This window comes from Delftia sp. WY8 (genome assembly GCF_018437695.1).
In the GTDB taxonomy this organism is placed as follows: domain Bacteria; phylum Pseudomonadota; class Gammaproteobacteria; order Burkholderiales; family Burkholderiaceae_C; genus Comamonas; species Comamonas tsuruhatensis.
In genome coordinates this window covers 4,472,152-4,495,658 of record NZ_CP049795.1, presented here as the reverse complement: position 1 = coordinate 4,495,658, position 23,507 = coordinate 4,472,152, and the positions used below count along the sequence as shown (strand labels likewise).

Annotated in this window: 26 protein-coding genes; 8 read left to right on the top strand and 18 right to left on the bottom strand. The window is 70.7% G+C overall.

What is annotated here, in order from left to right; translation table 11 throughout:
• Nucleotides 1-73: 73 nt before the first annotated feature.
• From G4D77_RS20700 to G4D77_RS20680, 5 genes are all read right to left on the bottom strand, one after another.
• Nucleotides 74-889, bottom strand: a complete 816-nt coding sequence (locus tag G4D77_RS20700; protein ID WP_016452685.1) for an ABC transporter ATP-binding protein — start codon at nucleotides 887-889, stop codon at nucleotides 74-76.
• Nucleotides 886-1,983, bottom strand: a complete 1,098-nt coding sequence (locus G4D77_RS20695; protein ID WP_154833473.1) for an acyl-CoA dehydrogenase family protein — start codon at nucleotides 1,981-1,983, stop codon at nucleotides 886-888. Before G4D77_RS20695 ends, G4D77_RS20700 begins: the two co-directional genes overlap by 4 nt.
• Nucleotides 1,973-2,557 (bottom strand): carboxymuconolactone decarboxylase family protein, encoded by a 585-nt coding sequence (locus G4D77_RS20690; protein ID WP_154833472.1) that lies wholly within the window; start codon nucleotides 2,555-2,557, stop codon nucleotides 1,973-1,975. The genes G4D77_RS20695 and G4D77_RS20690 overlap by 11 nt, the downstream gene beginning before the upstream one ends.
• Nucleotides 2,558-2,687: 130 nt before the next feature.
• Complete coding sequence (locus tag G4D77_RS20685) at nucleotides 2,688-3,629, bottom strand: AraC family transcriptional regulator (protein ID WP_016448374.1); 942 nt, start codon at nucleotides 3,627-3,629, stop codon at nucleotides 2,688-2,690.
• 142 nt (nucleotides 3,630-3,771) lie between these two features.
• Nucleotides 3,772-4,800, bottom strand: a complete 1,029-nt coding sequence (locus G4D77_RS20680; protein ID WP_126311031.1) for a Bug family tripartite tricarboxylate transporter substrate binding protein — start codon at nucleotides 4,798-4,800, stop codon at nucleotides 3,772-3,774.
• 203 nt (nucleotides 4,801-5,003) lie between these two features.
• On the opposite strand from G4D77_RS20680, the gene G4D77_RS20675 reads away from it, so the two are divergent.
• Together G4D77_RS20675 and G4D77_RS20670 are read left to right on the top strand one after the other, a co-directional pair.
• Nucleotides 5,004-6,782, top strand: coding sequence for an IlvD/Edd family dehydratase (locus tag G4D77_RS20675; protein WP_154833471.1), 1,779 nt, complete (start codon nucleotides 5,004-5,006; stop codon nucleotides 6,780-6,782).
• Nucleotides 6,783-6,839: 57 nt separating this feature from the next.
• A complete protein-coding gene (locus G4D77_RS20670) occupies nucleotides 6,840-7,532 on the top strand; it encodes a GntR family transcriptional regulator (protein WP_154833470.1) in 693 nt (230 codons plus the stop codon).
• 31 nt (nucleotides 7,533-7,563) lie between these two features.
• Here G4D77_RS20670 and G4D77_RS20665 read toward each other — a convergent pair whose 3' ends face one another.
• Entirely contained in the window at nucleotides 7,564-7,839 is a 276-nt protein-coding gene (locus tag G4D77_RS20665) for a ribbon-helix-helix domain-containing protein (RefSeq protein ID WP_016448378.1), read from the bottom strand.
• A 66-nt stretch (nucleotides 7,840-7,905) separates the two neighbouring features.
• Nucleotides 7,906-8,739: an AraC family transcriptional regulator gene (locus tag G4D77_RS20660; protein ID WP_154833469.1), complete on the bottom strand. Its 834-nt coding sequence runs from the start codon at nucleotides 8,737-8,739 to the stop codon at nucleotides 7,906-7,908.
• A 70-nt stretch (nucleotides 8,740-8,809) separates the two neighbouring features.
• Between G4D77_RS20660 and G4D77_RS20655 the strand changes: the two genes are divergently transcribed.
• The 5 genes from G4D77_RS20655 (at nucleotide 8,810) to G4D77_RS20635 (ending at nucleotide 13,176) form a co-directional block, all read left to right on the top strand.
• Nucleotides 8,810-9,472: a pyridoxamine 5'-phosphate oxidase family protein gene (locus G4D77_RS20655; RefSeq protein WP_154833468.1), complete on the top strand. Its 663-nt coding sequence runs from the start codon at nucleotides 8,810-8,812 to the stop codon at nucleotides 9,470-9,472.
• Between the two features lie 27 nt (nucleotides 9,473-9,499).
• Nucleotides 9,500-9,895 (top strand): hypothetical protein, encoded by a 396-nt coding sequence (locus tag G4D77_RS20650; RefSeq protein ID WP_154833467.1) that lies wholly within the window; start codon nucleotides 9,500-9,502, stop codon nucleotides 9,893-9,895.
• A gap of 123 nt (nucleotides 9,896-10,018) precedes the next feature.
• Nucleotides 10,019-12,262 carry a TonB-dependent receptor gene (locus G4D77_RS20645; RefSeq protein WP_154833466.1) on the top strand — a complete coding sequence of 748 codons (2,244 nt, stop codon included), beginning with the start codon at nucleotides 10,019-10,021 and terminating at the stop codon, nucleotides 12,260-12,262.
• 96 nt (nucleotides 12,263-12,358) lie between these two features.
• On the top strand, nucleotides 12,359-12,688 hold the full coding sequence (locus G4D77_RS20640; protein WP_043790977.1) for a type II toxin-antitoxin system PrlF family antitoxin: 330 nt from the start codon (nucleotides 12,359-12,361) through the stop codon (nucleotides 12,686-12,688).
• Entirely contained in the window at nucleotides 12,685-13,176 is a 492-nt protein-coding gene (locus G4D77_RS20635) for a type II toxin-antitoxin system YhaV family toxin (protein ID WP_043790975.1), read from the top strand. The genes G4D77_RS20640 and G4D77_RS20635 overlap by 4 nt, the downstream gene beginning before the upstream one ends.
• 14 nt (nucleotides 13,177-13,190) lie before the next feature.
• Here the strand turns inward: G4D77_RS20635 and G4D77_RS20630 are convergent, their stop codons facing one another.
• The 7 genes from G4D77_RS20630 to cbiE form a co-directional block, all read right to left on the bottom strand.
• Entirely contained in the window at nucleotides 13,191-13,703 is a 513-nt protein-coding gene (locus G4D77_RS20630; protein WP_016448386.1) for an MgtC/SapB family protein, read from the bottom strand.
• Between the two features lie 114 nt (nucleotides 13,704-13,817).
• Nucleotides 13,818-15,215, bottom strand: coding sequence for a chloride channel protein (locus G4D77_RS20625; protein WP_017406579.1), 1,398 nt, complete (start codon nucleotides 15,213-15,215; stop codon nucleotides 13,818-13,820).
• Between the two features lie 274 nt (nucleotides 15,216-15,489).
• Nucleotides 15,490-15,819 (bottom strand): DHCW motif cupin fold protein, encoded by a 330-nt coding sequence (locus tag G4D77_RS20620; protein ID WP_013800515.1) that lies wholly within the window; start codon nucleotides 15,817-15,819, stop codon nucleotides 15,490-15,492.
• Between the two features lie 63 nt (nucleotides 15,820-15,882).
• The gene (gene cobF, locus G4D77_RS20615; RefSeq protein ID WP_154833465.1) at nucleotides 15,883-16,680 is read right to left on the bottom strand and encodes a precorrin-6A synthase (deacetylating); all 798 of its coding nucleotides are present in this window, start codon (nucleotides 16,678-16,680) and stop codon (nucleotides 15,883-15,885) included.
• On the bottom strand, nucleotides 16,677-17,555 hold the full coding sequence (gene cobM, locus G4D77_RS20610; RefSeq protein WP_154833464.1) for a precorrin-4 C(11)-methyltransferase: 879 nt from the start codon (nucleotides 17,553-17,555) through the stop codon (nucleotides 16,677-16,679). The genes cobF and cobM overlap by 4 nt, the downstream gene beginning before the upstream one ends.
• The gene (locus G4D77_RS20605; protein WP_154833463.1) at nucleotides 17,552-18,049 is read right to left on the bottom strand and encodes a cobalamin biosynthesis protein; all 498 of its coding nucleotides are present in this window, start codon (nucleotides 18,047-18,049) and stop codon (nucleotides 17,552-17,554) included. Before G4D77_RS20605 ends, cobM begins: the two co-directional genes overlap by 4 nt.
• On the bottom strand, nucleotides 18,046-19,248 hold the full coding sequence (gene cbiE / locus G4D77_RS20600; RefSeq protein ID WP_193726192.1) for a precorrin-6y C5,15-methyltransferase (decarboxylating) subunit CbiE: 1,203 nt from the start codon (nucleotides 19,246-19,248) through the stop codon (nucleotides 18,046-18,048). The genes G4D77_RS20605 and cbiE overlap by 4 nt, the downstream gene beginning before the upstream one ends.
• On the opposite strand from cbiE, the gene G4D77_RS20595 reads away from it, so the two are divergent.
• Nucleotides 19,247-20,032, top strand: a complete 786-nt coding sequence (locus G4D77_RS20595) for a cobalt-precorrin-6A reductase (protein WP_154833462.1) — start codon at nucleotides 19,247-19,249, stop codon at nucleotides 20,030-20,032. The genes cbiE and G4D77_RS20595 overlap by 2 nt on opposite strands.
• Here G4D77_RS20595 and cobJ read toward each other — a convergent pair.
• From cobJ to cobG, 4 genes are read right to left on the bottom strand one after another with little or no spacing between them, the layout of a single operon-like run.
• Nucleotides 19,975-20,799 carry a precorrin-3B C(17)-methyltransferase gene (gene cobJ / locus G4D77_RS20590; protein ID WP_154833461.1) on the bottom strand — a complete coding sequence of 275 codons (825 nt, stop codon included), beginning with the start codon at nucleotides 20,797-20,799 and terminating at the stop codon, nucleotides 19,975-19,977. The two genes, G4D77_RS20595 and cobJ, sit on opposite strands and share 58 nt — an antisense overlap.
• Nucleotides 20,793-21,563 (bottom strand): precorrin-2 C(20)-methyltransferase, encoded by a 771-nt coding sequence (gene cobI / locus G4D77_RS20585; RefSeq protein WP_016452704.1) that lies wholly within the window; start codon nucleotides 21,561-21,563, stop codon nucleotides 20,793-20,795. Before cobI ends, cobJ begins: the two co-directional genes overlap by 7 nt.
• Entirely contained in the window at nucleotides 21,553-22,182 is a 630-nt protein-coding gene (locus G4D77_RS20580; protein ID WP_013800507.1) for a precorrin-8X methylmutase, read from the bottom strand. The genes cobI and G4D77_RS20580 overlap by 11 nt, the downstream gene beginning before the upstream one ends.
• Complete coding sequence (cobG, locus tag G4D77_RS20575) at nucleotides 22,182-23,426, bottom strand: precorrin-3B synthase (protein WP_154833459.1); 1,245 nt, start codon at nucleotides 23,424-23,426, stop codon at nucleotides 22,182-22,184. The genes G4D77_RS20580 and cobG overlap by 1 nt, the downstream gene beginning before the upstream one ends.
• Nucleotides 23,427-23,507 lie beyond the last annotated feature (81 nt).

Sequence of the window (23,507 nt, the reverse complement as noted above, 5' to 3'; positions counted from 1 at the left end):
AAGAGCATGGTTGAAGTCGAAGAAATGGCGGATCTGCAGGCGGATCGGCAGGCGGGCAGGCAGGCGAGCCGGATCAGGCCTGGGCCGCATGGCGCACGCCGTGCAGGGCCGAGAGGATGTCCAGCCGCAGCGCGGTCACGGCGGCGGCCTGGTCCTCGCGCGGGCGCGCAATGTCCACGCGCCATTCGCGCACGATGTGGCCGGGCCGCCCGCCCATCAGCAGGATGCGGTCGCCCACGAGGATGGCCTCGTCGATGTCATGCGTGACCAGCAGCGCCGCCGTGTGCCAGCGGTGGACCACGTCCACCATCAGCTCCTGCATCTCGGCGCGCGTGATGGCGTCCAGGGCCGAGAACGGCTCGTCGGCCAGCAGCAGCTGCGGCTCGCGCGCCAGGGCGCGCGCCAGGGCCACGCGCTGGGCCATGCCGCCCGACAGCTGCGAGGGATAGAGCGCGCCGCTGCCGCCCAGGCCCACGGCCTGCAGCGCCTGCTCCACGCGCTGGCGGCGGGCATCGGCCTCCAGCTTCGGCTGGCGCTCGAAGTCCAGGCCGAAGCCCACGTTGCGCCGCGCGTCCAGCCAGGGCAGCAGGCTGGGCTGCTGGAACACGAAGCCCGCGCGCGGGTGCGGCGCGGTCAGCGGCTGGCCGAGGAACTGGAGCTCGCCCCGGCTCCAGGCGCCGCCGTCCGGCGACTCCAGGCCACCGAGCACGCGCAGCAGCGAGGACTTGCCGCAGCCGCTGCCGCCGAGCAGGCAGACGATTTCGCGCGGGGCAATGCTCAGGGAGATGTCCTCGAACACGGCCTTGCCGGGCGCATAGCCAAAGCCCGCGCCGCGTGCCTGCAGCACGGGCGCGGGAGCGTCAGGGGAGAAAGCTTCCGTCTGGGTCATGAACTGGTGGTTGCCAGGGCCGCGCCAGCCAGCGCGCCCTGTAGCTGCGTGACGCTGGGCGTCACGATGGGGATGAAGGCCGCCTCGCGCCAACGGCGCGCAAATCCCAGCGGCTGGTCGCGATGATAAGCGCGCCCGCCGCTGGCGTGCAGCTCCAGCTGCAGGGACTGCTGCACGATGTCGTTCAATTCCAGGCGCAGGCGGAACAGGGCTTGAGGTCGGTCAAGAAAACGCCCGTCGGACAGGCCCGCATGCAGCGTGGCCGTGGCCAGTTCCAGCGCGTGGCGCTGCTGCTGCAGCGGGCCTCCCAGCACATCGCGCCCGGCGCCGGCACGGGCCGAGGCCGCCGCCAGCGAGGCGCGCGCCAGCCCGATGCACAGCCCCAGCTGCAGGCCCATGAAGGCGGGCCGCACGCGCGGCAGGAAATGGTTGGCGTCGGCATGGATCACATCGGCCGGACCGATCTGCAGCCCCTCGATGGACAGCGCCGCCGTATGGCTGCCGCGCAGCGCGATCAGGTCCAGGTCGGCGCTGCGCTGCAGGCCCGCCGCATCGCCGGGCAGCGCGGCCACGAAGGGCCTTGCACCGTCGCTGCGCGAGACGGCAACGGCCACCACGAAGCGACCCGGCGGCACCAGGTTGGTGGCCCAGGGCACGCGCCCGCGCAGTGCAAGGCCGTCGGCGCCGACAGCGCCGACAGTGCCGACGGGCGTGGCCTCGACCTGCAGGGCCTCGATGCCGCCCAGGTACTTCATGGCGTTGGACAGGCCCGTGGCGCCCGCCTGCGTGCCCTGCAGCAGGCCCGGCAGCCAGCGCTGGCGCAGTGCCGCGTTGGGCGACTGCAGCAGGTATTCGACAAAGGCGCGCTGCGCCCAGAACACGAAGCCCGCCGTCAGCGAATGCCCGGCCACGCCGGCAATGGCCTCCAGCGCATCGCCCAGGCTGCCGCCCTGCCCGCCCTCGGCCACGGGCACGCCCAGGCCGAACAGGCCGTGCTGCGCCAGCCGGGGCAGCACTTCGTGCGCGTGCGCGGGGCCTTCGTCCAGGGAGTCGGCATGGGCGTCCAGCCACTGCCGCAGCGAATCAGCCAGCATGTGCGTTCTCCTGCGGTTGTCGGAACTGTTCGGGCAGATAGGGCTGCAGCTGCGGGTTGACGGGGCTTTGCGCCAGGCTGTTGGCAAAGTTGCACAGCGTGGCCAGGCTGATGCCCAGCACCACCTCCAGCGCCTGCTGCTCGCTCAGGCCGGCCGCGTGGAAGGCGGCCAGGGCCTCGTCGGCGACGGCGCCGCGCGTGGCGATCACGGCTTCGGCAAAGCGGCGCACGGCGTCCAGGCGCAGCTGGCCCGTGTCGCGGCCGTCCTGCAGCGCCACCACCTCGGCCTGGGTCAGGCCGGCCTGCTTGAAGGCCAGCTTGGTGTGGCCGGCCACGCAGAAGTCGCAGCCATGGATGCGCGCCGCCGTGATCTGCACCACCTCGCGCTCGGCCAGCGTGAGCTGGGCACGCGCGTTGATCTGGCCCACGGTCACATAGGTCTCCAGCGCCTGGGGCGAGTTGGCCAGGATGGCGATCAGGTTGGGCAGAAATCCGTTGCCGGCCAGGGCGCGCTCCACGAAGGGGCGGCTGTCTTCAGGGGCGGTTTGCGGGGTGTGCAGGGTCAGGCGTGCCATGGTGCTTTGCAGGAATGAAGGAATGCCTTCATGATCGGCCGCGCCCCCCTTGCCATCAATGCCGCCGCGTCGCGGATTTATGCCCGAACGTGTCAACCCGCAGGCAGATGCGGCGGGCTCGGATGGCGGCTCAGCAGCAGCGTGCCTGCGCGCGCTGCCAGGCGCCGGGCTGCTCGCCCATCACGCGCTTGAAGGCACGCGAGAAAGCCGCATAGGACTCGTAGCCCACGGCCTCGGCCACCTGGCCTATCGCCTCGCCCTGGGCCAGCCGGCGCGCCGCCAGCTGCATGCGCAGCAGCAGCAGGAATTGCTGGGGCGGCTGGCCGCAGGCCTCGGCAAACTGCCGAAAGAACGTGGCGCGCGACAGGCACACGCGCGCGGCCATGTCGGCCACGCTCCAGTTGCGGGCCGGCTCGCGCAGCAGCTCGGCCACCAGCGGCGCAAAGCCCGGCCGGCGCAGCAGGCTCCAGATGCCGCGCGCCCGCGCATCGCCATGCGCGAGCTGGCGCAGGCCGTAGAAGAACAGCAGGCCCACCAGCCGGTCCATCACGGCCGAGGGCTCGGTGCCCGTGCGCAGCGCCTCGGCGCGCATCAGGTCGAACAGCATGGAGGCGCCGCTCATCGCATGGTCGTCGCCACGCAGCACCAGGTGGTCGGGAAAGGCATCGACCAGCAGGCCGCGCATGGGGCCCTCGAAGGTGAAGAAGCCGCAGGCCAGCGCCGTCTCTCCGATGCCGGCATCGCCCGTGGCGGGGCGCATGGCCTGCGGGGCGCAGGCCATGTCCGGGTCGGCATAGGGCGAGATGAAATGCGGCACATCGCGCGAGAGGAACACGCCGTCGCGCGGCTGCAGCTCCACCGAGGGCTGGCCCGGCAGGTGCAGCCAGCAGCGCCCGTCCAGGATCAGGTGAAAGCTGGCCCGCGCGCGCCCCGCCGTGGAGGCCCGCCAGCGCCCGCAGTACTGCCCCACATGGAATACGCTGGCGCGCCATTGCAGGCCGTTGAGCAGGCCGTCGATGACGCGATCGACCTGCGCTTCGGCCGCGCTGTCGGGGACTGGGTCGGGTAGCACGGTGGTACAGGCAAGGCAGTGGAGGGAATGCGGCCGGCCAGTATCGCCACGATGCAGGCGCGGGGGAACGAATCTTTGGGCATATGCTTGTGCCCTTACCGATATCAGCGCGGCCCCACCCGGCCCCGCCCCGCACCCGGCCTCAGTCCGGCTTGATATCCGACTCCTTGATCACGGCCGACCAGCGGCCCACCTCCTTGGCGATCTGCATGCGCGCCTCGGCAGGCGTGGTGAAGGTGGGCATGGCGCCCTGGGCGACCAGGGCGTCCTTCACTTCCTGCTGCCCCATCACTTCCTTGAGCGCGCCGCTGAGCCGGGCGACGATGGGCGCGGGCGTGCCCGCAGGCGCCAGCAGGCCGAACATCGACGTCACCTCGAAGCCCGACAGCCCGGCCTCGGCCGTGGTGGGAATGTCGGCAATGGAGGGCACGCGCTGCGCCGTGGTCACGGCCAGGCCGCGCAGCCGCCCGCCCTTGATGAAGCCCTGCGTGGCGGGCAGGGTGTCGAACACCACATCCACCTGGCCGCCCATGAGGTCGTTGAGCGCGGGCGTGCTGCCCTTGTAGGGCACGTGCGTCAGCGGCACGCCGGCCTGCCGCTTGAACAGCTCGGCCGCCAGGTGCTGGGGTGAGCCATTGCCCGAGGAGCCGTAGTTCAGCCCGCCCGGCTTCGCTTTGGCCAGCGCGATGAACTCCGCCAGATTGGCCGACGTCACCGACGGCCCCACGGTGATCACCAGCGGCACGCGGCCCACCACGGCTATGGGCGCGAAGCTCTTGTCCATGGTGAAGCCCGCCGTGGCAGGCATGAGCACGCTGTTGATGGAATGGCTGGTCAGCGCGCCCAGCAGCAGCGTATAGCCATCGGGCCTTTCCTTGGCCACGGCTGCGGCGCCCAGGTTGCCGGCCGCGCCGGCCCGGTTCTCCACCACCACGGGCTGGCCCAGCGCCAGCGAGAGCCTTTGCCCCACCACGCGGCCGATCACGTCGGTGGCGCCCCCGGGCGTGTACGGAACGACCAGCTTGATGGGCCGGGCCGGATAGGCGCCGTCGGCCAGCGCGGGCGTGGCCAAGCCTGGGCCCAGCGCCAGCGCGGCCAGCAGCGCCGCAGCCAGGGCGGCGCGCCGGTTGGGCGCATGAATGCGACGGATGCGGGATGCAGCAACAACCATGGGTGTCTCCTCCTTTTGTCTTGTGTCGGAAAAACATGCCCGGCACGCACGCCGGGCACGGCTGCATGGTTGGCCAGATAGATTATTAATAATATAGGTGATAACGACGATAATAATCCGCAGCATCCGCCGCTATCCTGCCCCACGACAAGGCAGCGCCTGCCTTCCGACCCCGCCAAGACCCTCTGCAAAGCACCCCACCCATGACCGACCCCAAGACTCCCGATGGCGCTCCAGGCCATGACATCGCCCCCGCCGATGCGGCCACGGGCATCTCCAAGGGCCTGACCAACTACGGCGACCGCGGCTTTTCGCTGTTCCTGCGCAAGGCCTTCATCAAGGGCGCGGGCTACACGGACTCGGCGCTGCAGCGGCCCGTCATAGGCATCACCAACACGGGCAGCAGCTACAACCCCTGCCACGGCAATGCGCCCCAGCTGATCGAGGCCGTCAAGCGCGGCGTGATGCTGGCGGGTGGCCTGCCCATGGACTTCCCCACCATCTCGGTGCACGAAAGCTTCTCGGCGCCGACCAGCATGTACCTGCGCAACCTCATGTCCATGGACACCGAGGAGATGATCCGCGCCCAGCCCATGGATGCCATCGTGCTCATCGGCGGCTGCGACAAGACGGTGCCGGCCCAGTTGATGGGAGCGGCCTCGGCGGGCATTCCGGCCATCCAGCTGATCACCGGGTCGATGCTCACCGGCTCGCACCGCAGCGAGCGCGTGGGCGCCTGCACGGACTGCCGCCGCTACTGGGGCAAGTTCCGCGCCGAAGAGATCGACGCCGAAGAGATCGCCGACGTGAACAACCAGCTGGTGGCCAGCGTGGGTACCTGCTCGGTCATGGGCACGGCCAGCACCATGGCCTGCATTGCCGAGGCGCTGGGCATGACCGTGCCCGGCGGCGCCTCGCCCCCCGCCGTCACGGCCGACCGCATCCGCATTGCCGAGCAGACCGGCACCGAGGCCGTGCGCATGGCGCGCGGGGGCCTGACCATCGACAAAATCCTCACGCCCGCCGCCTTCGAGAACGCCATGCGCGTGCTGCTGGCCATCGGCGGCTCCACCAACGGGCTCGTGCACCTGGCCGCCATTGCGGGGCGCATGGGCTATGACATCGACCTCAAGGCCCTGGACCGCATGGGCCGCGACACGCCCGTGCTGCTGGACCTCAAGCCCTCGGGCGACCACTACATGGAGGACTTCCACCACGCAGGCGGCATGGCCACGCTGCTGCGCGAGCTCAAGCCCCTGCTGAACCTGGACGCCCTCACCGTCACCGGCCGCACGCTGGGCGAAGAGATCGACCGCGCCGGCCCCGGCTTTGCGCAGGACGTGGTGCGCCCGCGCTCCAACCCCATCTACCCCCAGGGCGGCATCGCCGTGCTGCGCGGCAACCTCGCGCCGGGCGGCGCCATCATCAAGCAGTCGGCCGCCCATCCCCGGCTCATGGAGCACGAAGGCCGCGCCGTGGTCTTCGAGAACGCGGCCGACCTGGCCCACCGCATCGACAGCGACGATCTGGACGTGACGGCCGACGACATCCTCGTGCTCAAGAACATCGGCCCCAAGGGCGCACCCGGCATGCCCGAGGCGGGCTACATCCCCATCCCGCGCAAGCTGGCCCGTGCGGGCGTCAAGGACATCGTGCGCATCTCCGACGGGCGCATGAGCGGCACGGCCTTCGGCACCATCGTGCTGCACGTCACGCCCGAATCGGCCGTGGGAGGGCCGCTGGCCCATGTGAGGAATGGCGACCGCATCACGCTATCGGTGGCGCGCCGCGAGCTGACGCTGCAGGTCGGCGACGAGGAACTGGCCCGCCGCGCCCGCGAGCAGCCGGTGGCCGTGCCCACGGCCGAGCGCGGCTACCGCAAGCTCTTTCTCACCACCGTGAACCAGGCCGACCAGGGCGTGGACTTCGACTTCCTGCGCTGCACCACCGAGCGCGGCACCATTCCCGGCCGGCGCGAATAGTCGGCGCAGGCGGTCAATTCGGACAAAATGGCGTCTTTGTCCCAACCGCCTGTCTTGATGGTCGCTGCCGCCTCACTGCCGATTTCCCTGGATGCCGAACCCGCCCCCGCAGCCGACGCCCTGGGCGCCATGGTGGCCGCGCTGGAAGAGGACGTGGTCTTCGGCCGGCTGCACCCGCGCGAGCGCCTGGTGGAGGACGACCTCATGGCCCGCTTCGACGTCAAGCGCCATGTGGCCCGCGAGGCCCTGGCCGCGCTGGACCGCATGGGCCTCATCGAGCGCCGCAAGAACGTGGGCGCCCTGGTGCGCTCCTTCTCCACCCAGGAAGTGCAGGAGCTGTACGAGCTGCGCGGCATGCTCGAAGTCGAGGCCGCGCGCAAGATCCCCCTGCCCGTTCCCCCCGAAAGCCTGGACCGCCTGACCGCCATCCAGCAGCAGCACGACGCCGCCGTGGCCGAAGGCAACGCGCGCCTGGTGTTCCGCATCAACCTGGCCTTTCACCAGGAACTGTTTGCGCTGGCGGGCAACGACACGCTGCACAAGGCCATCACCGAATACGCGCGCCAGACGCACCCCATCCGCTTCGCCTCCCTGGTCTCGGCCAACTACCGCGAGCGCGCACGCCAGGAACACTGGCAAATGATCGAAGCCCTGCGCGCCCAGGACCGCGACGCCCTGGTCCGCCTGTGCGCCGAGCACCTGCTGCCCTCGCGCGATGCGTATCTGAATGCGCAGTTGCAGCGGTTGTAGGCGAAGTCACCCAGGAGCGACGCGGGCAGCGTCACGCGCCGTTGCCGCCGCTGCGCTCGGCAGCCAGACGCTCCCGCAACTGGCCGAGGGTGACGGCGCTGGAGGGATCAGCCCTCAAGGCGTCATAAGCAGGGCCTACCTCCAGGTGCAGCCAGCTATCCAGGCCGCGATCCTTGTCCATCAGCGCTTTCAACCCCGCGCAGATCACCTCGCTTTCGCTGGCGTACTCACCGGCCCTCACTTTGGCCCTGACCGCATCGGCGATGTCATTGGGCAAGGTGATGCTCATTTGCTGAGTGGTCTGCATGGGAGGCTCCCTGTAGGCAAGTGAGTGATCCTACTTTCATGTGGCAATCCAGTCGCCGACCCCGCCTCAGCTTGCACTCGCCCCCAACCTCCCCCGGTACGCCGCAGGCGTCTCCCCGAACGTGCGCCGGAACAAGCCGATGAAGGCGCTGGCCGTGGCGTAGCCCAGGTCCAGCGCGATGTTCGTTACAGGCGCGCCGGCGGCCAGCATCTCCAGCGAGCGCATCAGCCGCGCGCGCTGGCGCCAGGCGGTGAAGCTGAAGCCGGTTTCCGAGACAAAGCGCCGGCTCAGCGTGCGCGAGCTGACCGCGGCCCAGCGCGCCCAGGCCTCCAGGTCGCGGGCATCGGCCGGGTCGGCGATCAGTGCGCGGGCGATGCGCTGCAGGCGCGGGTCGGCGGGCAGGGGCAGGCCCAGGGGCTCCACGGGCAGGGTGCGGATCTCGTCCAGGATCACCGCCATCACATGGGCGCGGGCCTGGTCCACCGAAGGGCCTGGTTGCACGGGCTGCGTTGTGGGCACGCCTTGCTGCCATCCCCAGCCGGCGGCGCGCAGCACGGCCTCGCGCAGCAGGCCCGAGGTGCGGATGGCGCAGGGCCGCTGCGGCAGGTCGGCGCAGGCCGGCTCCGCCACATAGACGCTCCAGCCGTGGAAGGGACCATGGGAGCGGCCCGAATGCAGCTGGTGCGGCGGCAGCCACACGGCATGGATGGCGGGCACCACCCAGACCGCGTCTTCCACGCCCACCGACAGCAGCCCGCGCAGCGAGCCGAACAGCTGGCCGCGCGCGTGGCGGTGCGGCTCGGAGGCCAGCTCCTCGTCCTGATTGCCCACGGCCGCGATCAGCACGGGGCCATCGGCACGGTTCACATGGCTGACCAGTTCAAGAATGGCATCGGGCATGGCGTCTTTGAGCTATTTGTTGGCTGATCCAGTCTACAGCCGCCAACGCCTTTGTTCTTACGCTTGTGCCATGCACACAGACAACACCGCCCTTGCAGACCCGCCAGGCCCGGCCATCGACCTGGATTCGCTCTACGCCGCCCCGGCAGAAAGAATCCAGAAGGCCGTGCGCGACCGCCTGTCCGACTTCCACGAGGCCTATCTGCGCCAGGCCAGCTTCTTTTGCCTGGCCACGGCCGGCGAACGCGGCCTGGATGCCTCGCCGCGCGGCGGGCCACCCGGCTTTGTGCAGGTGCTGGACGAGCGCACCGTGGCCTTTGCCGACTGGCCCGGCAACAACCGCATCGAATCCCTGCGCAACCTGCAGGCCGATGACCGCCTGGCCATGCTCTTCCTGTTCCCGGGGCTGGACATCTTCCTGCGCATCAACGGGCGCGGCCGCATCTCCACCGACCCCCATCTGCTGCAGGAACTGAGCGAAGGCCGGGGCACGCCCAAGACCGCCACCGTGGTCCTGGTCGACGAGGTGCTGCTGCACTGCGGCAAGGCCGTCCACCGCTCCGGCCTGTGGAACCCGTCAAGCCAGCTGGACCGCACCGCCCTGCCCTCCGTGGGCCAGATGATGGCCGCCCTCACGCAGTTGGCCGATGCCACGGCGCCCGCCATGGATACCGCCCAACAGGAACAGGCCAACGCCCACTACGCCCATGCGGTCAGGAACGACCTGTACTGACGGCCCGCCCTTTTCAGGAGAAATGCCATGCTGCTCGACACCACCCACTTTCCCCTGGTCTACCTGCGCGAGCATGCGGCGCAGAAGGCCCGCACCAACGAAGACGCATCGGCCGAAGGCCAGCTGGAATCCCTGCTCGACCAGGGCCGGCACTTCGTGCTGCTCACCGACCACCTGCCCGGCGACCACCCCGAGGAAAGCCACGAAGAACGCAAGCAGCGCGCCCTGTTCTTCAAGCGCAACCGCGAACGCATGCGCCAGCTGTGCCGGGGCATGGTCGTCATCACGGGCGACCGCGCCGTGCCCACCGCCCTGCGCCTGGCCGTGCAGGGCATGGGCAAGGCGCTGGGCATGCGGGTTGCGTTCGTGCAGGGGGAGGATGAGGCGCAGGTCTGCTCGTGGGAGCTGCTTGGACAGGCGTGAAGGCGGGCCAGGCGGAGTGTGGGCACAAACAGACATATCTCCCTACAAGCTCCATACGGGGGAGTCGCATCGATAAAATTATTGGGAATCATTCTCATCCCGCATTCTCATCCCGTTTTCTCCATGCACTCCCCCCTCCACACGCTGACCCCGATCGCCGGGGCCCTGGCCCTTCTTTTGTCTGCTGGCGCCGCATGGGCCCAGCCTGCCCATTCCACGGCAACGGCCGCGCCCGAGCTGGGCACCGTCACCGTGGAGGCCAGCGCCGATGCGTCGGCTGAAGGCCTGTCCAGGCCCTACGCGGGCGGCCAGGTGGCGCGCGGCGGGCGGGCCGGGATTCTGGGCACGCGCGACAACATGGAGACGCCGTTCTCCATCACCAGCTACACCAACGAGCTGATCCAGGACCGCCAGGCCAAGAGCGTGGGCGATGTGCTGCAGAACGATCCTTCCGTGCGCGTGGCGCGCGGCTTCGGCAATTTCCAGGAGTCCTACTTCGTGCGCGGCTTCGTGCTGGGCTCGGACGACGTGGCCTACAACGGCCTGTACGCGCTGCTGCCGCGCCAGTACATCGCCACCGAGCTGTTCGAGCGCGTGGAGCTGCTGCGCGGCGCATCGGCCTTTCTGATGGGCGCCAGCCCCAATGGCGGCGGCCTGGGCGGCAACATCAACCTGCTGCCCAAGCGCGCGGGCAGCGATCCGCTGTCGCGCGTGACGGCAGGCATTGCCAGCGGCGGCCAGGCCTTTGTGGCGGCCGACGTGAGCCGGCGCTTCGGCCCCGACCAGGCCACGGGCATCCGCCTGAACGCCGCGCACCGGGGCGGCGATACCGCCATCGACCAGGAAAGCTCCAAGCTCGATCTGCTGTCCGTGGGCATGGACTGGCGCAGCCGCAATGTGCGCCTGTCGGGCGACATCGGCTGGCAGGACAACCGCCTCAAGCGCACGCGTACCAATGTCACGCCGGGCGCAGGGCTGGCCGCCATTCCTGCGGCGCCCGATGCTTCCTCCAACTGGGCCCAGCCCTGGACCTATTCCGACGAGCGCGACCTGTTCGGCACGCTGCGCGGCGAATGGGACATCAACAGCAATGTGACGGCCTGGGCCGCCTATGGACTGCGCCGCAGCTCCGAGAACAACTCGCTGGCCAACATCACGCTGGCGGCGGCCGGCAATGGCGCGGCCACCACCAGCCGCTTCGACAACGCGCGCAAGGACCGCGTGAGCACGGGCGAGCTGGGCGTGCGCGCACGCCTGCAGACGGGCGATGTGGGCCATGAGATCGTCGCCAGCTATTCGGCCTTCGACCTCAAGGTCTACAACGCCTATGGCATGAGCACGTCTGCGGTCCAGGGCAATGTGCTGAACACCAACCTCTACAACCCCAGCTACTACGCGATCACGCCGCTCAACTACCTGGGCAACGACCTGTCCAACCCCGCCTACAACCGGGGCACGCGCCTGAACAGCTTTGCGCTGGGCGACACGCTGTCGCTGATGGACGGCCGCATGCTGGTGACGGCCGGCGTGCGCCGCCAGACGATAGAGACCGACTCGGTGAGCTACCGCCTCGTCAGCAACGGCGCCGTCACCAGCCAGGGCGGCGTGCGCACGGCCTACGACCAGAGCCGTACCAGCCCGGTGCTGGGCGCGGTGTTCAAGCTCACGCCCCAGGTATCGCTGTACGGCAACTACATCGAGGGACTGGCCCAGGGCGACACGGCGCCGGCCAAGTCGGGCGACACCATCATCGCCAACGCGGGCCAGCAGATGTCGCCCTACGTCACCAAGCAAAAGGAAGTGGGCGTCAAGTACGACGGCGGCAAGCTGGGCGGCGGCCTGGCCTTCTTCTCCACCGACAAGCCGCGCTCGCTGATCGACGGCAACCTGTTCACCTCGGCCGGCAAGGACCGTCACCAGGGCGTGGAATTCAACGTCTTCGGCGAACCCATGCGCGGCCTGCGCCTGCTGGGCGGCGCCACCTGGCTGGACGCCAGGCAGCAAAGCACGGGCCGCGCCACCACCGACGGCAAGCGCGTCATCGGCGTGCCGCGCTTCCAGGCCACGGCGGGCGTGGAGTGGGATGTGCCGGGCATCAACGGCTTGGCGCTGGACGGCCGCCTGGTGCACACCGGCGCCAGCTACGCCAACGATGTCAACACCCTGCGCGTGGCCGGATGGAACCGCCTGGACCTGGGCGTGCGCTACATGACCGAAGTGCAGGGCAAGCTGCTCACGCTGCGCCTGCGCGTGGACAACGCGACGGACCGCAACTACTGGGCCTCCGTGGGCGGCTACCCGGGTTCGGGCTACTTGACGGTGGGCGGTCCGCGCATGTTCTCGCTGAGTGCGAGTGTGGATTTCTGAGGCGCGAGGCGCGTGCTTTCCGGGAAGGAACCTTTTGCCCGGGCATGGTAATGCACCTGCATTACCATGCATCACAGCCTTTCAGGAGATGCCATCATGTTTTCGACGCTTGAAGCCGAATCCACGCTCACTGACCGCTACCAGACCACCATTCCCGAAGCCGTTCGCCGCGCATTGCACCTGAGCAAGCGCGACAGGATCCACTACACCATCCTGCCCGGCGGGGAGGTCGTGCTCAGTCGCGCCGACTCCACCGAGGATGCCGATCCCGTGCTGGGCCAGTTTCTCGGCTTTCTGGCCCAGGACATGGCAGCCCACCCCGAGCGCCTGCAGACCATGGATGCCCGTCTGGCGCAGCAGATCCAGGCGCTGACCGAAGGCATCGAGGTCGATCTGGATGCACCGCTTTCGGCAGACGACGAATGAGCGCCGTACCGCCCGCCCCCTTGCGCATCCACGGCTGGACGGTATTCATGCACCCGCTTTTCCTGGCCCAGCTACAGGCGTTGAGCCACGAAGTGGAGGGTCTGAAAACGAAGGACCCTGGCGGGTACACACGCAAGAACGCGACCAAGCGATTGGCGGCGATCCGCAAGCTGGCATTCGATGTCATCCCGCAGGATCCGACGCGGCCAGACTACCGCCAGGGCCATACCCTGGGCGAGGAGCACAAGCACTGGTTTCGGGCCAGGTTCTTCCAGCAGTACCGCCTGTTCTTTCGCTTTCACGCCCCCAGCAAAATCATCGTGTTCGCCTGGGTCAACGATGAGGACACCAGGCGAGCCTATGAGGGCAGCGACGATGCCTACAGGGTGTTCCGAAAAATGCTCGCCAACGGGCACCCTCCTGGCGATTGGGACAGTTTGCTGGCACAGGCGGAGTCCCCGCCACCCGACTCACAGCCGCACGCCTGAGCCGCAGCCCGCCCTCAGGTCTCGCGCGGCTTGGTGTCCGGCTCCGCATCATCGTGCGGCGGCGGCGCACTGACCACATGCGGCAGCATCACGAGGATGACGATGGCCAGCAGCGTGGCCAGCAGCGCGATGGCTTCGCGCCCCAGGCCGCAGGCCACGCCGATGGCGGCCGTCATCCAGATGCCGGCTGCCGTGGTCAGGCCCTGCACCTGTTCCTCGGAGTGGCGCTTGATGATGGCGCCCGCGCCCAGGAAGCCTACGCCGGCCACCACGCCCTGGATCACGCGGCTCATGTCGGCAATGTCCATGCCGCCGCGCTCGGGCACCAGCACGAACAGCGCCGCGCCCATGGCCACCAGCATGTGGGTGCGCAGGCCTGCGGCCTTGCCCTTGTGCTCGCGCTCGTAGCCGACGATGCCGCCCAGCAGCGCCGCCAGCAGCAGGCGCACCATGACGCGCGTGACCTCGGCCGCATCGGGCAGGCTGGAAAATTCCTCGACCAGGGTGTTGGCCACTTCCTCCCACATGGCGCGTTCCTTTCCTTGGGTTTGCGTCCGGACTCAGGAAGGGAGCATGGCGTGGCGTGCAGCACACCCAGGCCATCGGCATTCGCCATTGGCTGTCAGCCAAGCGCGCCCGCTTCAGGCGCCTGCGGGCTTGTCCTGGTCCTTCGGGGGAGAGGCCTGCTCGGGCACCGGTGCGGGTGCCGACGCAGGAGCAGGAGCAGGTGCGACCACCATGCTCAGCATGTGCTGGGCCAGCGTCTCGTACAGCGGCCGGGCCAGCATGCGCGAGACCAGGCTGGCCAGCATGGCCGCCGCCATGAGGCTGAGCACCATGGAGTGGCCGTCCACCATCTCCATGACGATGATGAAGGCCGTCAGCGGCGCCTGCGTCACGGCGGCCAGGAAGGCGGCCATGCCCATGGCGATGAGGGCGGGCGCGATGTCTGCGCCCATGAGGCCGGCCACGTTGTGGCCCACGCCCGCGCCAATGGACAGCGACGGCGCGAAGATGCCGCCCGGCACGCCCACCCAGGCCGACAGCCAGGTGGCGATGAACTTCAGGGTGACGTAGAACGAAGGCACGTCGGCCTGGCCCGCCAGCATGTGCTTGACGGCTTCCGAGCCCGCGCCGAAGGTGGCGCCGCCCGTGACCATGCCGATGACGGCGATCACCAGCGCGACCGCCGCCGCGAAGCGGATGGGAAAGCGCGCGCGCAGCTGGTTGAGCCGCTCGGGCGCGCGGGTCAGCGAGGCGGCCAGCAGCTTGGCGAACAGCCCGCCCAGCACGCCGCAGGCCAGGGTCACGCACAGGCCGGGCAGCAGCGCGTCCCAGGTCAGGTGGGGCACCTGGATGCGGCCGAAATAGCTGAGATTGCCGAAGGCCGACACGCCCATCAGGCCAGCCAGCACGATGGCCGCGATGATCAGGCCGCTGGAGCGCGACTCCAGCTTGCGCGACAGCTCCTCGATGGCGAAGACCACGCCGGCCAGCGGCGCGTTGAAGGCCGCCGCAATGCCGGCCGCGCCGCCGGCCACCAGCAGCGCATGGTGGCTGATGCCCGAATGCGGGCCGAACCAGCGCCGCGCATGGTGCATGACACCGGCGGCCACCTGCACCGACGGCCCCTCGCGCCCGATGGACAGCCCCGCCGCAAAGCCTGCGCTGGCCAGCGCCATCTTGGCGAAGGACAGCCACAGCGACACGAAGCGCCCGCGCTGCGTGGAGTCCAGCGCCGGGTCCAGCGTGGCGATCACCTGCGGAATGCCCGATCCCGCCGCACCCGGCGCCCAGCGCCGCGTGAGCCACACGGCGCCCGCCGTGACGGCAGGCATCCACAGCAGCACGGCCCAGCCGCCCTGCCAGTGGTAGATGCTCTCGAAGAATTCGAAGCCCGCGTCCGCCATCAGCGTGAAGGCCACCACGCACAGCCCGGCGGCGGCGGCATAGGCCAGCACGATGGTGCGGTCCAGCCAGCGCCTGCCGTCCCGGAATTCCTGGTTCAGGTTGTGGAGGAAGTCGGGTTCTTGCTGCATCGCGTGAAGAGGCTGGGCGAAAGCTCTTCATTGTGCACAAGCCCGGCCACAAGGGCTGTCGCCATCGGCAATGCCTACTTCGCCGCTGAGTTGATGGCCGATGACTGTGTACCTGGAGAGCCGTCCGTCAGGCATTCCACCCACCGGCATGGGCACCCTGGCAACCCGTGCCGTACGCCACTCAATGACGGCACGTTTGCGCAGCTCTCGCCCGCGCCGGCGCGAACCTGTCGCAGACCTGCAGCGCGCTGCCGTGCCGATCGTGCCTGCAGGTTCAGTCCACCACGAAGAGCCTGGCGCCCTTGGGCGAGCGCGAGCGGTGCGGCTCGGCGTTGTCCGCCACCTGGTAGCTCATGCCGGGCGTCAGCGTGAAGCGGCGGCCGTCCGCCAGTTCGGTCTCCAGCTCCCCTTCCAGGCACAGCAGCACATGGCCCTTGGTGCACCAGTGGTCGGAGACATAGCCGGGCGTGTACTCCACCGTGCGCACGCGAATGTTGCCGAAGTTCTGCGTGCGCCAGAACGCCTGGCCGGCCTCGGCCGAATGCTCGGTGGGCGCCACGGCGGCCCAGTCGGTGGTGTTGAAGGGGATGTTGTCCATCTGCATGGCGGGATTCCTTGATGAAGGGGGTGTACAGCTAGAGGGCCGGCGTCGGCAGCAGCCTCGGCCTCAGCCGCCGCGCCGCAGCAGGTAGATATCCATGATCCAGCCATGCCGCTCGCGCGCTGCGGCGCGGGCCTGCGCGATGCGCGGGGCGGCCTCGGCCAGCGGGCCGCTGTCCAGCATCTGGCGGTCCATGCCCAGGTAAGCACCCCACCAGATGTGCAGGCCGTGGGAGGGCAGCTCGGTGAAGCTGCACTGCCCGTCCAGCATCACCACGGCCGTGTCCACGCCGGGCGGCCAGCCCTGCTCGCGCAGCTGGCGGCCCGTGGTCACCACGAAGGGCTGGCCTATGCCGTTGAGCGCAATCGCATGCGCGGCGCACAGCACCTGCATGGAGCTGATGCCCGCCACCACGCGCACGCTGTGCGGCGCCGGCTGCATGCGCGCGGCAATGCGCAGCGTGCTGTCGTACAGCGCCGGGTCCCCCCAGACCAGCAGGGCGACCTGCAAGGGCTGGCCGGGGGTGCGCGGCTGCAGCCCCTCGTCCAGGGACCGGGTGATGGCCGCCTGCCAGCAGCGCGTGATGGCCGCATGCCATTCATCGACCTGGGCCAGGTAGTCGTCGCCCACGCTGCGGCGCACGGGCATGTCGAAGCCTTCGATGCGCGGGCCGGGCGCAGTGAGCACGGCATCGCACAGGTCGCGGCGCAGGGCGGCGAGTTCGGCCTTGTCCTCGCCCTTGTGCGGCAGCAGGATCAGGTCGGCGGCCTGCATGGCGGCCTGGGCCTCGCGCGTGAGGTGGTCGGGGTTGCCCGTGCCGATGCCGATCAGGCTCAGCGCCACGGGCGGCAGGGCCGCGCTCATGGGGCGGGGTTCCCGAGGGGCACGTCGATCACGGTGTCGCTCACGGTGTCCCTCAAGGTATCCCTCGCGGTATCCAGCGTGGCACCCGCATGCACATCGGTGGCGGGAAAGCGCGGCTCGGTGCCCAGCGGGCGGTAGCGGCGGTCGTAGTCGGCCGCGTAGAGGCGGCTTTCGCCGAAGTCCTCGGCCTGCAGGCTGCGGCCCACCAGGATCAGGGCCGTGCGCTCCATGTGGGTGGCCACGGCCTCGGCCAGGCTGCCCACCGTGGTGCGCACCACGGTTTCGTCAGGCCAGCTGGCACGCCAGACGATGGCCACGGGGCAGTCGGCGCCGTAGTGCGGCAGCAGCTCGGACTGCACCTTGGCGGCCACATGGATGGACAGATGGATGGCCAGCACGGCGCCCGTGGCCGCGAAGGCGGCCAGGTTCTCACCCTCGGGCATGGCCGTGGCGCGGCCCGAAGTGCGCGTCAGCACCACGGACTGGCACAGGCCGGGCAGGGTCAGCTCCGCGCCCAGCGTGGCAGCGGCGGCCGCGAACGAGGGAACGCCGGGCGTGACGGTGTAGGCAATGCCGGCCTCGCGCAGGCGGCGCAGCTGCTCGCCCATGGCCGACCACACGGACAGGTCGCCCGAGTGCAGGCGCGCCACGTCTTCGCCACGCGCCTCGGCGGCCTGGATCTCGGCCACGATGTCGTCCAGGCTCATGGATGCGGTGTTGACGATGCGCGCGCCCGGCGGGCAGTGCGCCAGCAGCTCGCGCGGTATCAGCGAGCCTGCGTACAGGCAGACCGGGCAGGCCGCCATGAGGTCGCGCCCGCGCACGGTGATCAGGTCGGCGGCGCCGGGGCCGGCGCCGATGAAATGCACGGTCATGCCGTTGCTCCTTGTTTCTTGGCCTGGCTGGCGTGGGCCAGGCAACAGTTCAGAGGACCGCCCTGGCCCACGGCCAGGGCCAGGGTGGCGCTGCCATCGTCCGCCACCAGGCGGGTCACGCTCAGGGCGGAGTGCGGGCCTGCGGCGGCCAGCGCCGCCGCCTCGGCCACGCTGCCCGTGCCATAGCGCGCCAGCATGCGCGGCGACTGCGTGACCACGGGCTGCCCAGGCAGTTGCCCTGGCGGCACGCGCACCAGAACGGCCGTGGGCACGACAGCCGCCATCCAGGCGGCCAGCGCCGGGTGGCCGGCCTTGGTGTCCAGCACGGCCACGGCGCAGATGGGCTGGGGCGCGCAGGCGCCTGCGTCTGCGCTTTCCGGCAGCTGCGCCTGCGCCCGCTGCCACAGCGCCTGCAGCGCATGGGGCAGTGCGTCGGTGTGCAGGCCCAGGCCCAGCACGCCGCAGCGGTGGGGGATGGCTTCGTCCGGGTTCACCGCTGCCAGCTCCACTGCACCAGCGGCCGCGCAGCCTTCCAGCTGCGCATGCGGCCCAGCGGCTCGGCGCTGGAAATCTCCAGCCGCAGCAGCTGGCCGCCGTGCTCGGCCTGCAGTTGCATCAGCAGGGCCTCGGTCTCCAGCGTCACGGCATTGACCACCAGGCGGCAGCCCGCGGGCATGAGGGCCTGCAGGCATTCGAACAGGGCCGCGTCAAAGCCCCCGCCCACGAACACGGCCTGGGGCCGGGCCAGCGCCTGCAGCCCGGCCAGCGCCTCTGGCGCCACGCCCTGCACCACGCGCAGCCGCGCCTGCAGGCCGAAGCGCCGGGCGTTGTGGCGGATGTTGTCCGCACGCGCCGCATGCTGCTCCAGGCTGATGGCCGAGCCACCGGCCAGGCACCACTCCACGGCCACCGAGCCCGAGCCGCCGCCCACATCCCACAGGCATTCGCCGTGGCGCGGCGCAAGAGCCGCCAGGGTCAGCGCGCGGGCCGGGGCCTTGGTGATCTGGCCGTCGTTGGCGTACCAGTGATTGGGCCGGCCCGGCACCAGCGGCAGGGCCGCGCCGCCCTGGGCGAGCACGGCCACGGCCACGGGCGCGCAGGCAGGGTCGGCGGCCAGGGCCTGGGCGGCTTCGGCGGCGCGCCATGCGCGGCGGCGCTCGCGCGGGCCGCCCACGGATTCCATGACCTCCAGGCGGCTGTCGCCCCAGCCTTCCTGCACCAGCCAGTCCGCCAATGCGGCCACGGCGGCGCCATCGCGCAGCAGCACCAGCGACTGGCGGCCTGGCGACAGGTGCGGCAGCAGCTGCTGCACATGGCCGGCGTGCAGGCCCAGGCAGACCGTGTCTTCCAGCTTCCAGCCCAGGCGGGACGCCAGCAGCGAAAATGTCGAAGGTTGGGCGTGGCAGTGCCACTCCTGCGGCGCCAGATGCGCCGCCAGGCTGCCGCCCGCCCCGAACCAGAACGGATCGCCCGACGCCAGCACCACCGTGGGCCGGCCACGGCAGGCCAGCACGGGAGCCACGTCAAAGGGCACGGGCCAGGGACGGCCCCGCTCGCCGGCACCGGCCAGCGCCAGGTGGCGCGGCCCGCCAAAAACGGTCTCGGCCGCGTCCAGCGCGCGCAGCGCGGCGGGCGAGAGGCCGTCCAGGCCGTCTTCGTTCAGGCCCACCAATGTCAACCAGGGATCAGTCATGCCCCATGTTCTCCTGCTGGGCGGCACCAGCGGCGCCAGCCAGCTGGCCCAGGCCCTGCACCGCGCCGGCATTGCCGCCGTGTTCTCGTATGCGGGCGTCACGCAGTCGCCCGTGGCCCAGCCCCTGCCCACGCGCGTGGGAGGCTTTGGCGGCGCGCAGGGCCTGGCGCAATTCCTGCGCGGGCAGGCCATCAGCCATGTGGTCGATGCCACTCATCCGTTTGCCGCGCAGATGAGCCGCAATGCCTGCGAGGCCTGCGCCGCCACCGGCACGCCGCTGCTGGCGCTGGAGCGCGAGCCCTGGCAGGCCAGGGCCGGCGATGCCTGGATCGACGTGCCCGACATGCAAGCCGCCGCTGCCGCCCTGCCCCAGGCAGCCGCCCGGGTGTTTCTGGCCGTGGGCCGCAAGCAGCTTGCGGCCTTTGCGGGCCAGCCGCAGCACCACTATCTGCTGCGCCTGGTCGATGCGCCCGAGCCCGGCAGCCTGCCCCTGCCCCACACCACGGTGGTTCTGGGGCGCGGGCCTTTCAGCGCGGACGATGACGAGGCCTTGCTGCGCACGCACGGCATCGAATGGCTGGTGGCCAAGAACGCAGGCGGCGAGGCCACGCGCGGCAAGCTCGATGCCGCACGCGCCCTGGGCCTGCCCGTGGTGATGGTGCAGCGCCCGGCGCTGCCGCAGCGCCAGCGCACCGGGTCGGTGGCTGCGGTGCTGCACTGGATTGCTCATGGCGTGCTGCCGACGGCGCTGACAGCACCGCCCGCGCCGCCATCCATGCCGTAGTGGCGTGGCGTGTAGACCCAGCGGCCCACGCGGCGCGTGGCGCTGTTGCCCACCAGGACCACGGTGCGCATGTCGGCCATCTCGGGCGTGGCCTCGGCCAGCGTGCATACGTGCAAGTGTTCCTCGGGCGTGGACACGGCGCGCGCGAACACCAGCAGGCGCTGCGGCTCGCAATGGGTGCGCAGCAGCTGCAGCAGGCGCACAAAGCCTTCGGGCCGGCTCTTGGAGCGCGGGTTGTAGAAGGCCATGGCGAAGTCGGCCTCGGCCGCCAGTTCCACGCGCCGCGCGATCACCGGCCAGGGCTTGAGGTTGTCCGAGAGATTGATGCAGCAAAAGTCATGGCCCAGCGGCGCACCAGCGCGCGCGGCGGCGGCCAGCATGGCGGTGATGCCGGGCAGCACCTGGATATCGAGCGCCTGCCAGGCGGCGGCCTGCGCCGCACCGGCCGATTCCATGGCCTCGAACACGGCCGACGCCATGGCGAACACGCCCGGGTCGCCCGAGGACACCACGACCACCTGCCGCCCCTGCGCGGCCAGCGCCAGCGCCTGGCGCGCGCGCTCCAGCTCCACGCGGTTGTCCGAGGCATGCCAGGCCACGGCCTGGCCCTGACCCGCCTGCGCCAGCAGGGCCTGCGCGCGGGACACATAGGGCAGGTAGCCGACCACATCGTCGGCCGCGTGCAAGGCGGCTGCGGCTTCGGGCGTGATCTGGTCCAGTGCGCCCGGGCCCAGCCCCACCACCGTCAGGCGGCCGGCGCTCACCATGCGGCCTCCGGGCGGCGGCCCTGGCCGTGCACGAGCACGATGGCGAAATAGGGGCAGGCGTCGTCGGACACATCGCCCAGGCGCGCGACCTGCTCGCTGTCCGTGGTGCCGTTCTGCACCAGCCAGGCGGCCTCCAGCCGGCCCGTGCGCTGCAGGGCGCGGCGGATGCGCGGCAGGTTGCGGCCGACCTTCATGACCACCAGGGCCTCGGCCGTCTGCATGCGGCGCACCAGCTCGTCTTCGGACAGGGTGCCGGTCATCACGCTGAGCACGTCGTCGCCCCAGGTGATGGGCTCGCCCGTGGCGTGCCAGCAGCCCACCATGCCGGGGATGCCGGGCACCACGTCCAGCGGCACCTGGCCGCGTTCGCGCAACCGGGTGTACAGATGCATGAAGGAGCCGTAGAGGAAGGGGTCGCCCTCGCACAGCACCACCACCTGCCCGGTCTGCGCCAGCGCTTCCAGGCGCAGGCACCAGTCGTCGTAGAAGCGCGCCAGCAGGTCCACATAGGCGGGGCTGTCCACGGGCAGCTCGGTGGTCACCGGGTATTCCATGGCGTGCTCGGCAGCGCCTTGGGCCAGCAGGCCGTCCACCAGCTGGCGGGCCTTGCCGGGCCGGCCCTTCTTGCGGAAGAACGCCACCTGGCGGGCGCCGCGCACCAGGCGGTCGGCCTTGACGCTCATGAGTTCGGGGTCGCCCGGGCCCAGGCCCACGCAGACAATGCCGGGCCCGCCCTGGCTGGGACGCGGCTGCCTACTCGACATGGCTGGCCAGTGCGTTGATGGCGGCCACGGTAATGGCCGAGCCTCCCAGACGGCCGTGCACGGCCATGCAGGGCACGGGCAGGTCCTGCATCAGCGCCTGCTTGGATTCCATGGCGCCCACAAAGCCCACGGGGCAGCCGATGATGGCGGCCGGCCGGGGGCAGGCCGGGTCCTGCAGCATGTTGAGCAGGTGGAACAAGGCCGTGGGCGCATTGCCGATGGCCACCACGGCCCCGGCCAGGTGCGGGCGCCACAGCTCCAGCGCGGCGGCGCTGCGCGTGTTGCCCATGTCACGGGCCAGCGCGGGCACGCGCTCGTCCTGCAGCGTGCAGATGATGGGGTTGGCGGCGGGCAGGCGCGAGCGCGTGATGCCCTCGCTGACCATGCGCACGTCGCACAGCACGGGCGCGCCGTTTTGCAGGGCCTGTGCGGCGGCCTCGGCCATGCCGGGCGAGAAGGCCACGTGCGGGGCCAGCTCCACCAGGCCGGCGGCGTGGATCATGCGCACCACCACGCGTTCCTCGACAGGCGTGAAGCGTTCCAGCGCCGCCTCGCGGCGGATGGTGGCAAAGGACTGCCGGTAGATCTCGGCGCCATCGGTTTCGTAGCGGTGCAGCATTATTCTTTTGAAAACAGCAATCCCGGATTGTCTCGCACCGAGGCCAGGGTCCGCTGCTCCTGCGCCCTATCCCCAGCACGGCCTTGGCGCACTACGGAATAGACAGGGCCTTCGCCCTCGTCTTCACCTTCTGCCCGCAGCACCACCGTGGCCGGCGCCTGCCGCGCGCAGCCCTTGGCGCATCCGGTCACATGCAGGTGCGCGCCGGGCGGCACCTGCGGCGCCAGCTCCAGCGCCAATGTCTGCGTGGGACCCAGGGCCTGGGTGCAGCCCGGCGCGCCGGTACAGGCGGATACGCGCAGGCGCGGGTCATGGGCGTGGGTGACCCAGTCAGCGGCGCTGTCCAGCCCTGCAGCCGCCCACCAGCGGGGCAGCGCCGCGCCGGCTCCGGCGTCTTCCACCAGCAGCATGCGCCAGGGTGTCACACGCAAAAAGGCCTGCTCAGGCAAGGCGCGCAGCAGCCGCGCCAGCGCCACGGCCGGCAAGCGGCCCAGCGGCGCGCCCAGCAGCCAGCCCACGCCGGGCACGGCACCGGGCGCCGGTCCTTCGCCGTAGGCCGGGGTTTCTGTCTCCACCCAGTCCAGTCCGGGGGGCGACTGCAGTTGCGCCGCCACCGCGGCCATGCGTCCGGGCCGCAAGCCCTGGGCGCGGCGAAGGGAGGCCTGACCGGCAAACCAGCGTGCCAGCGCCAGGCCTGCGGCCACGGCCTGGCTGGTGTCGGCCACGGCCAGCGCCTGCTGCCGTCCATCAGGCTGCACCAGCCAGCCGGTGGCTGTGCGCTGCAGGCGGATATCGGCGGACACGCCGGCCAGCCGGCCCGGCGCGCCTTCCACCGACCAGCCGAACTTGGCCGGCAGGCCGGCCAGGTCGTCGGCCGCATCCAGCGCCTGCTGCAGGGCCTGGCCCAGCGCATGGACAGCCTCCTGCGGCCGGCACAGCGGGTCGATCACCAGGTTGCGGCGGCGCTCGCGGCCCGCGTCGGCGTCCAGCAGGCCCACGGCCGCCAGGGCGCGCAGCACGGCGGCGTGCCGACCGGGTGCAATGCCGCGCAGCTGCACATTGGCGCGGCTGGACAGCTCCAGCACGCCAGTGCCATGCACCAGTGCCAGGCGCGCCAGGCGCCGCGCCTGGGCCACCGTCAACCGCCCCAGCGGCGGGCGCACGCGCACCACCAGCCCATCGCCGGAGGCCATGGGCTGCCAGGCGCCGGGGCACCAGCCTTGGATGTGGGGAGGGGTATGCATGGGATGGGGACCGACTGTAGCGCCGACGCAGCCTGTCCCGCAGGGGCAGCACCCGCAGGCGGTCAAGAAATGCGGGCTTTG

Coding starts and splice junctions, on each gene's coding strand:
- G4D77_RS20700 (WP_016452685.1), bottom strand. CDS start 889: ATGACCCAGACGGAAGCTTTCTCCCCTGACGCTCCCGCGCCCGTGCTG.
- cbiE (WP_193726192.1), bottom strand. CDS start 19,248: ATGACTGATCCCTGGTTGACATTGGTGGGCCTGAACGAAGACGGCCTG.
- G4D77_RS20670 (WP_154833470.1), top strand. CDS start 6,840: ATGGTCGCTGCCGCCTCACTGCCGATTTCCCTGGATGCCGAACCCGCC.
- cobF (WP_154833465.1), bottom strand. CDS start 16,680: ATGAGCGCGGCCCTGCCGCCCGTGGCGCTGAGCCTGATCGGCATCGGC.
- G4D77_RS20645 (WP_154833466.1), top strand. CDS start 10,019: ATGCACTCCCCCCTCCACACGCTGACCCCGATCGCCGGGGCCCTGGCC.
- G4D77_RS20620 (WP_013800515.1), bottom strand. CDS start 15,819: ATGCAGATGGACAACATCCCCTTCAACACCACCGACTGGGCCGCCGTG.
- G4D77_RS20630 (WP_016448386.1), bottom strand. CDS start 13,703: ATGTGGGAGGAAGTGGCCAACACCCTGGTCGAGGAATTTTCCAGCCTG.
- G4D77_RS20680 (WP_126311031.1), bottom strand. CDS start 4,800: ATGGTTGTTGCTGCATCCCGCATCCGTCGCATTCATGCGCCCAACCGG.
- G4D77_RS20625 (WP_017406579.1), bottom strand. CDS start 15,215: ATGCAGCAAGAACCCGACTTCCTCCACAACCTGAACCAGGAATTCCGG.
- G4D77_RS20635 (WP_043790975.1), top strand. CDS start 12,685: ATGAGCGCCGTACCGCCCGCCCCCTTGCGCATCCACGGCTGGACGGTA.
- G4D77_RS20640 (WP_043790977.1), top strand. CDS start 12,359: ATGTTTTCGACGCTTGAAGCCGAATCCACGCTCACTGACCGCTACCAG.
- cobI (WP_016452704.1), bottom strand. CDS start 21,563: ATGTCGAGTAGGCAGCCGCGTCCCAGCCAGGGCGGGCCCGGCATTGTC.
- cobJ (WP_154833461.1), bottom strand. CDS start 20,799: ATGGTGAGCGCCGGCCGCCTGACGGTGGTGGGGCTGGGCCCGGGCGCA.
- G4D77_RS20655 (WP_154833468.1), top strand. CDS start 8,810: ATGCACACAGACAACACCGCCCTTGCAGACCCGCCAGGCCCGGCCATC.
- G4D77_RS20665 (WP_016448378.1), bottom strand. CDS start 7,839: ATGCAGACCACTCAGCAAATGAGCATCACCTTGCCCAATGACATCGCC.
- G4D77_RS20690 (WP_154833472.1), bottom strand. CDS start 2,557: ATGGCACGCCTGACCCTGCACACCCCGCAAACCGCCCCTGAAGACAGC.
- G4D77_RS20660 (WP_154833469.1), bottom strand. CDS start 8,739: ATGCCCGATGCCATTCTTGAACTGGTCAGCCATGTGAACCGTGCCGAT.
- G4D77_RS20695 (WP_154833473.1), bottom strand. CDS start 1,983: ATGCTGGCTGATTCGCTGCGGCAGTGGCTGGACGCCCATGCCGACTCC.
- G4D77_RS20580 (WP_013800507.1), bottom strand. CDS start 22,182: ATGCTGCACCGCTACGAAACCGATGGCGCCGAGATCTACCGGCAGTCC.
- cobM (WP_154833464.1), bottom strand. CDS start 17,555: ATGACCGTGCATTTCATCGGCGCCGGCCCCGGCGCCGCCGACCTGATC.
- G4D77_RS20595 (WP_154833462.1), top strand. CDS start 19,247: ATGCCCCATGTTCTCCTGCTGGGCGGCACCAGCGGCGCCAGCCAGCTG.
- G4D77_RS20675 (WP_154833471.1), top strand. CDS start 5,004: ATGACCGACCCCAAGACTCCCGATGGCGCTCCAGGCCATGACATCGCC.
- G4D77_RS20650 (WP_154833467.1), top strand. CDS start 9,500: ATGCTGCTCGACACCACCCACTTTCCCCTGGTCTACCTGCGCGAGCAT.
- cobG (WP_154833459.1), bottom strand. CDS start 23,426: ATGCATACCCCTCCCCACATCCAAGGCTGGTGCCCCGGCGCCTGGCAG.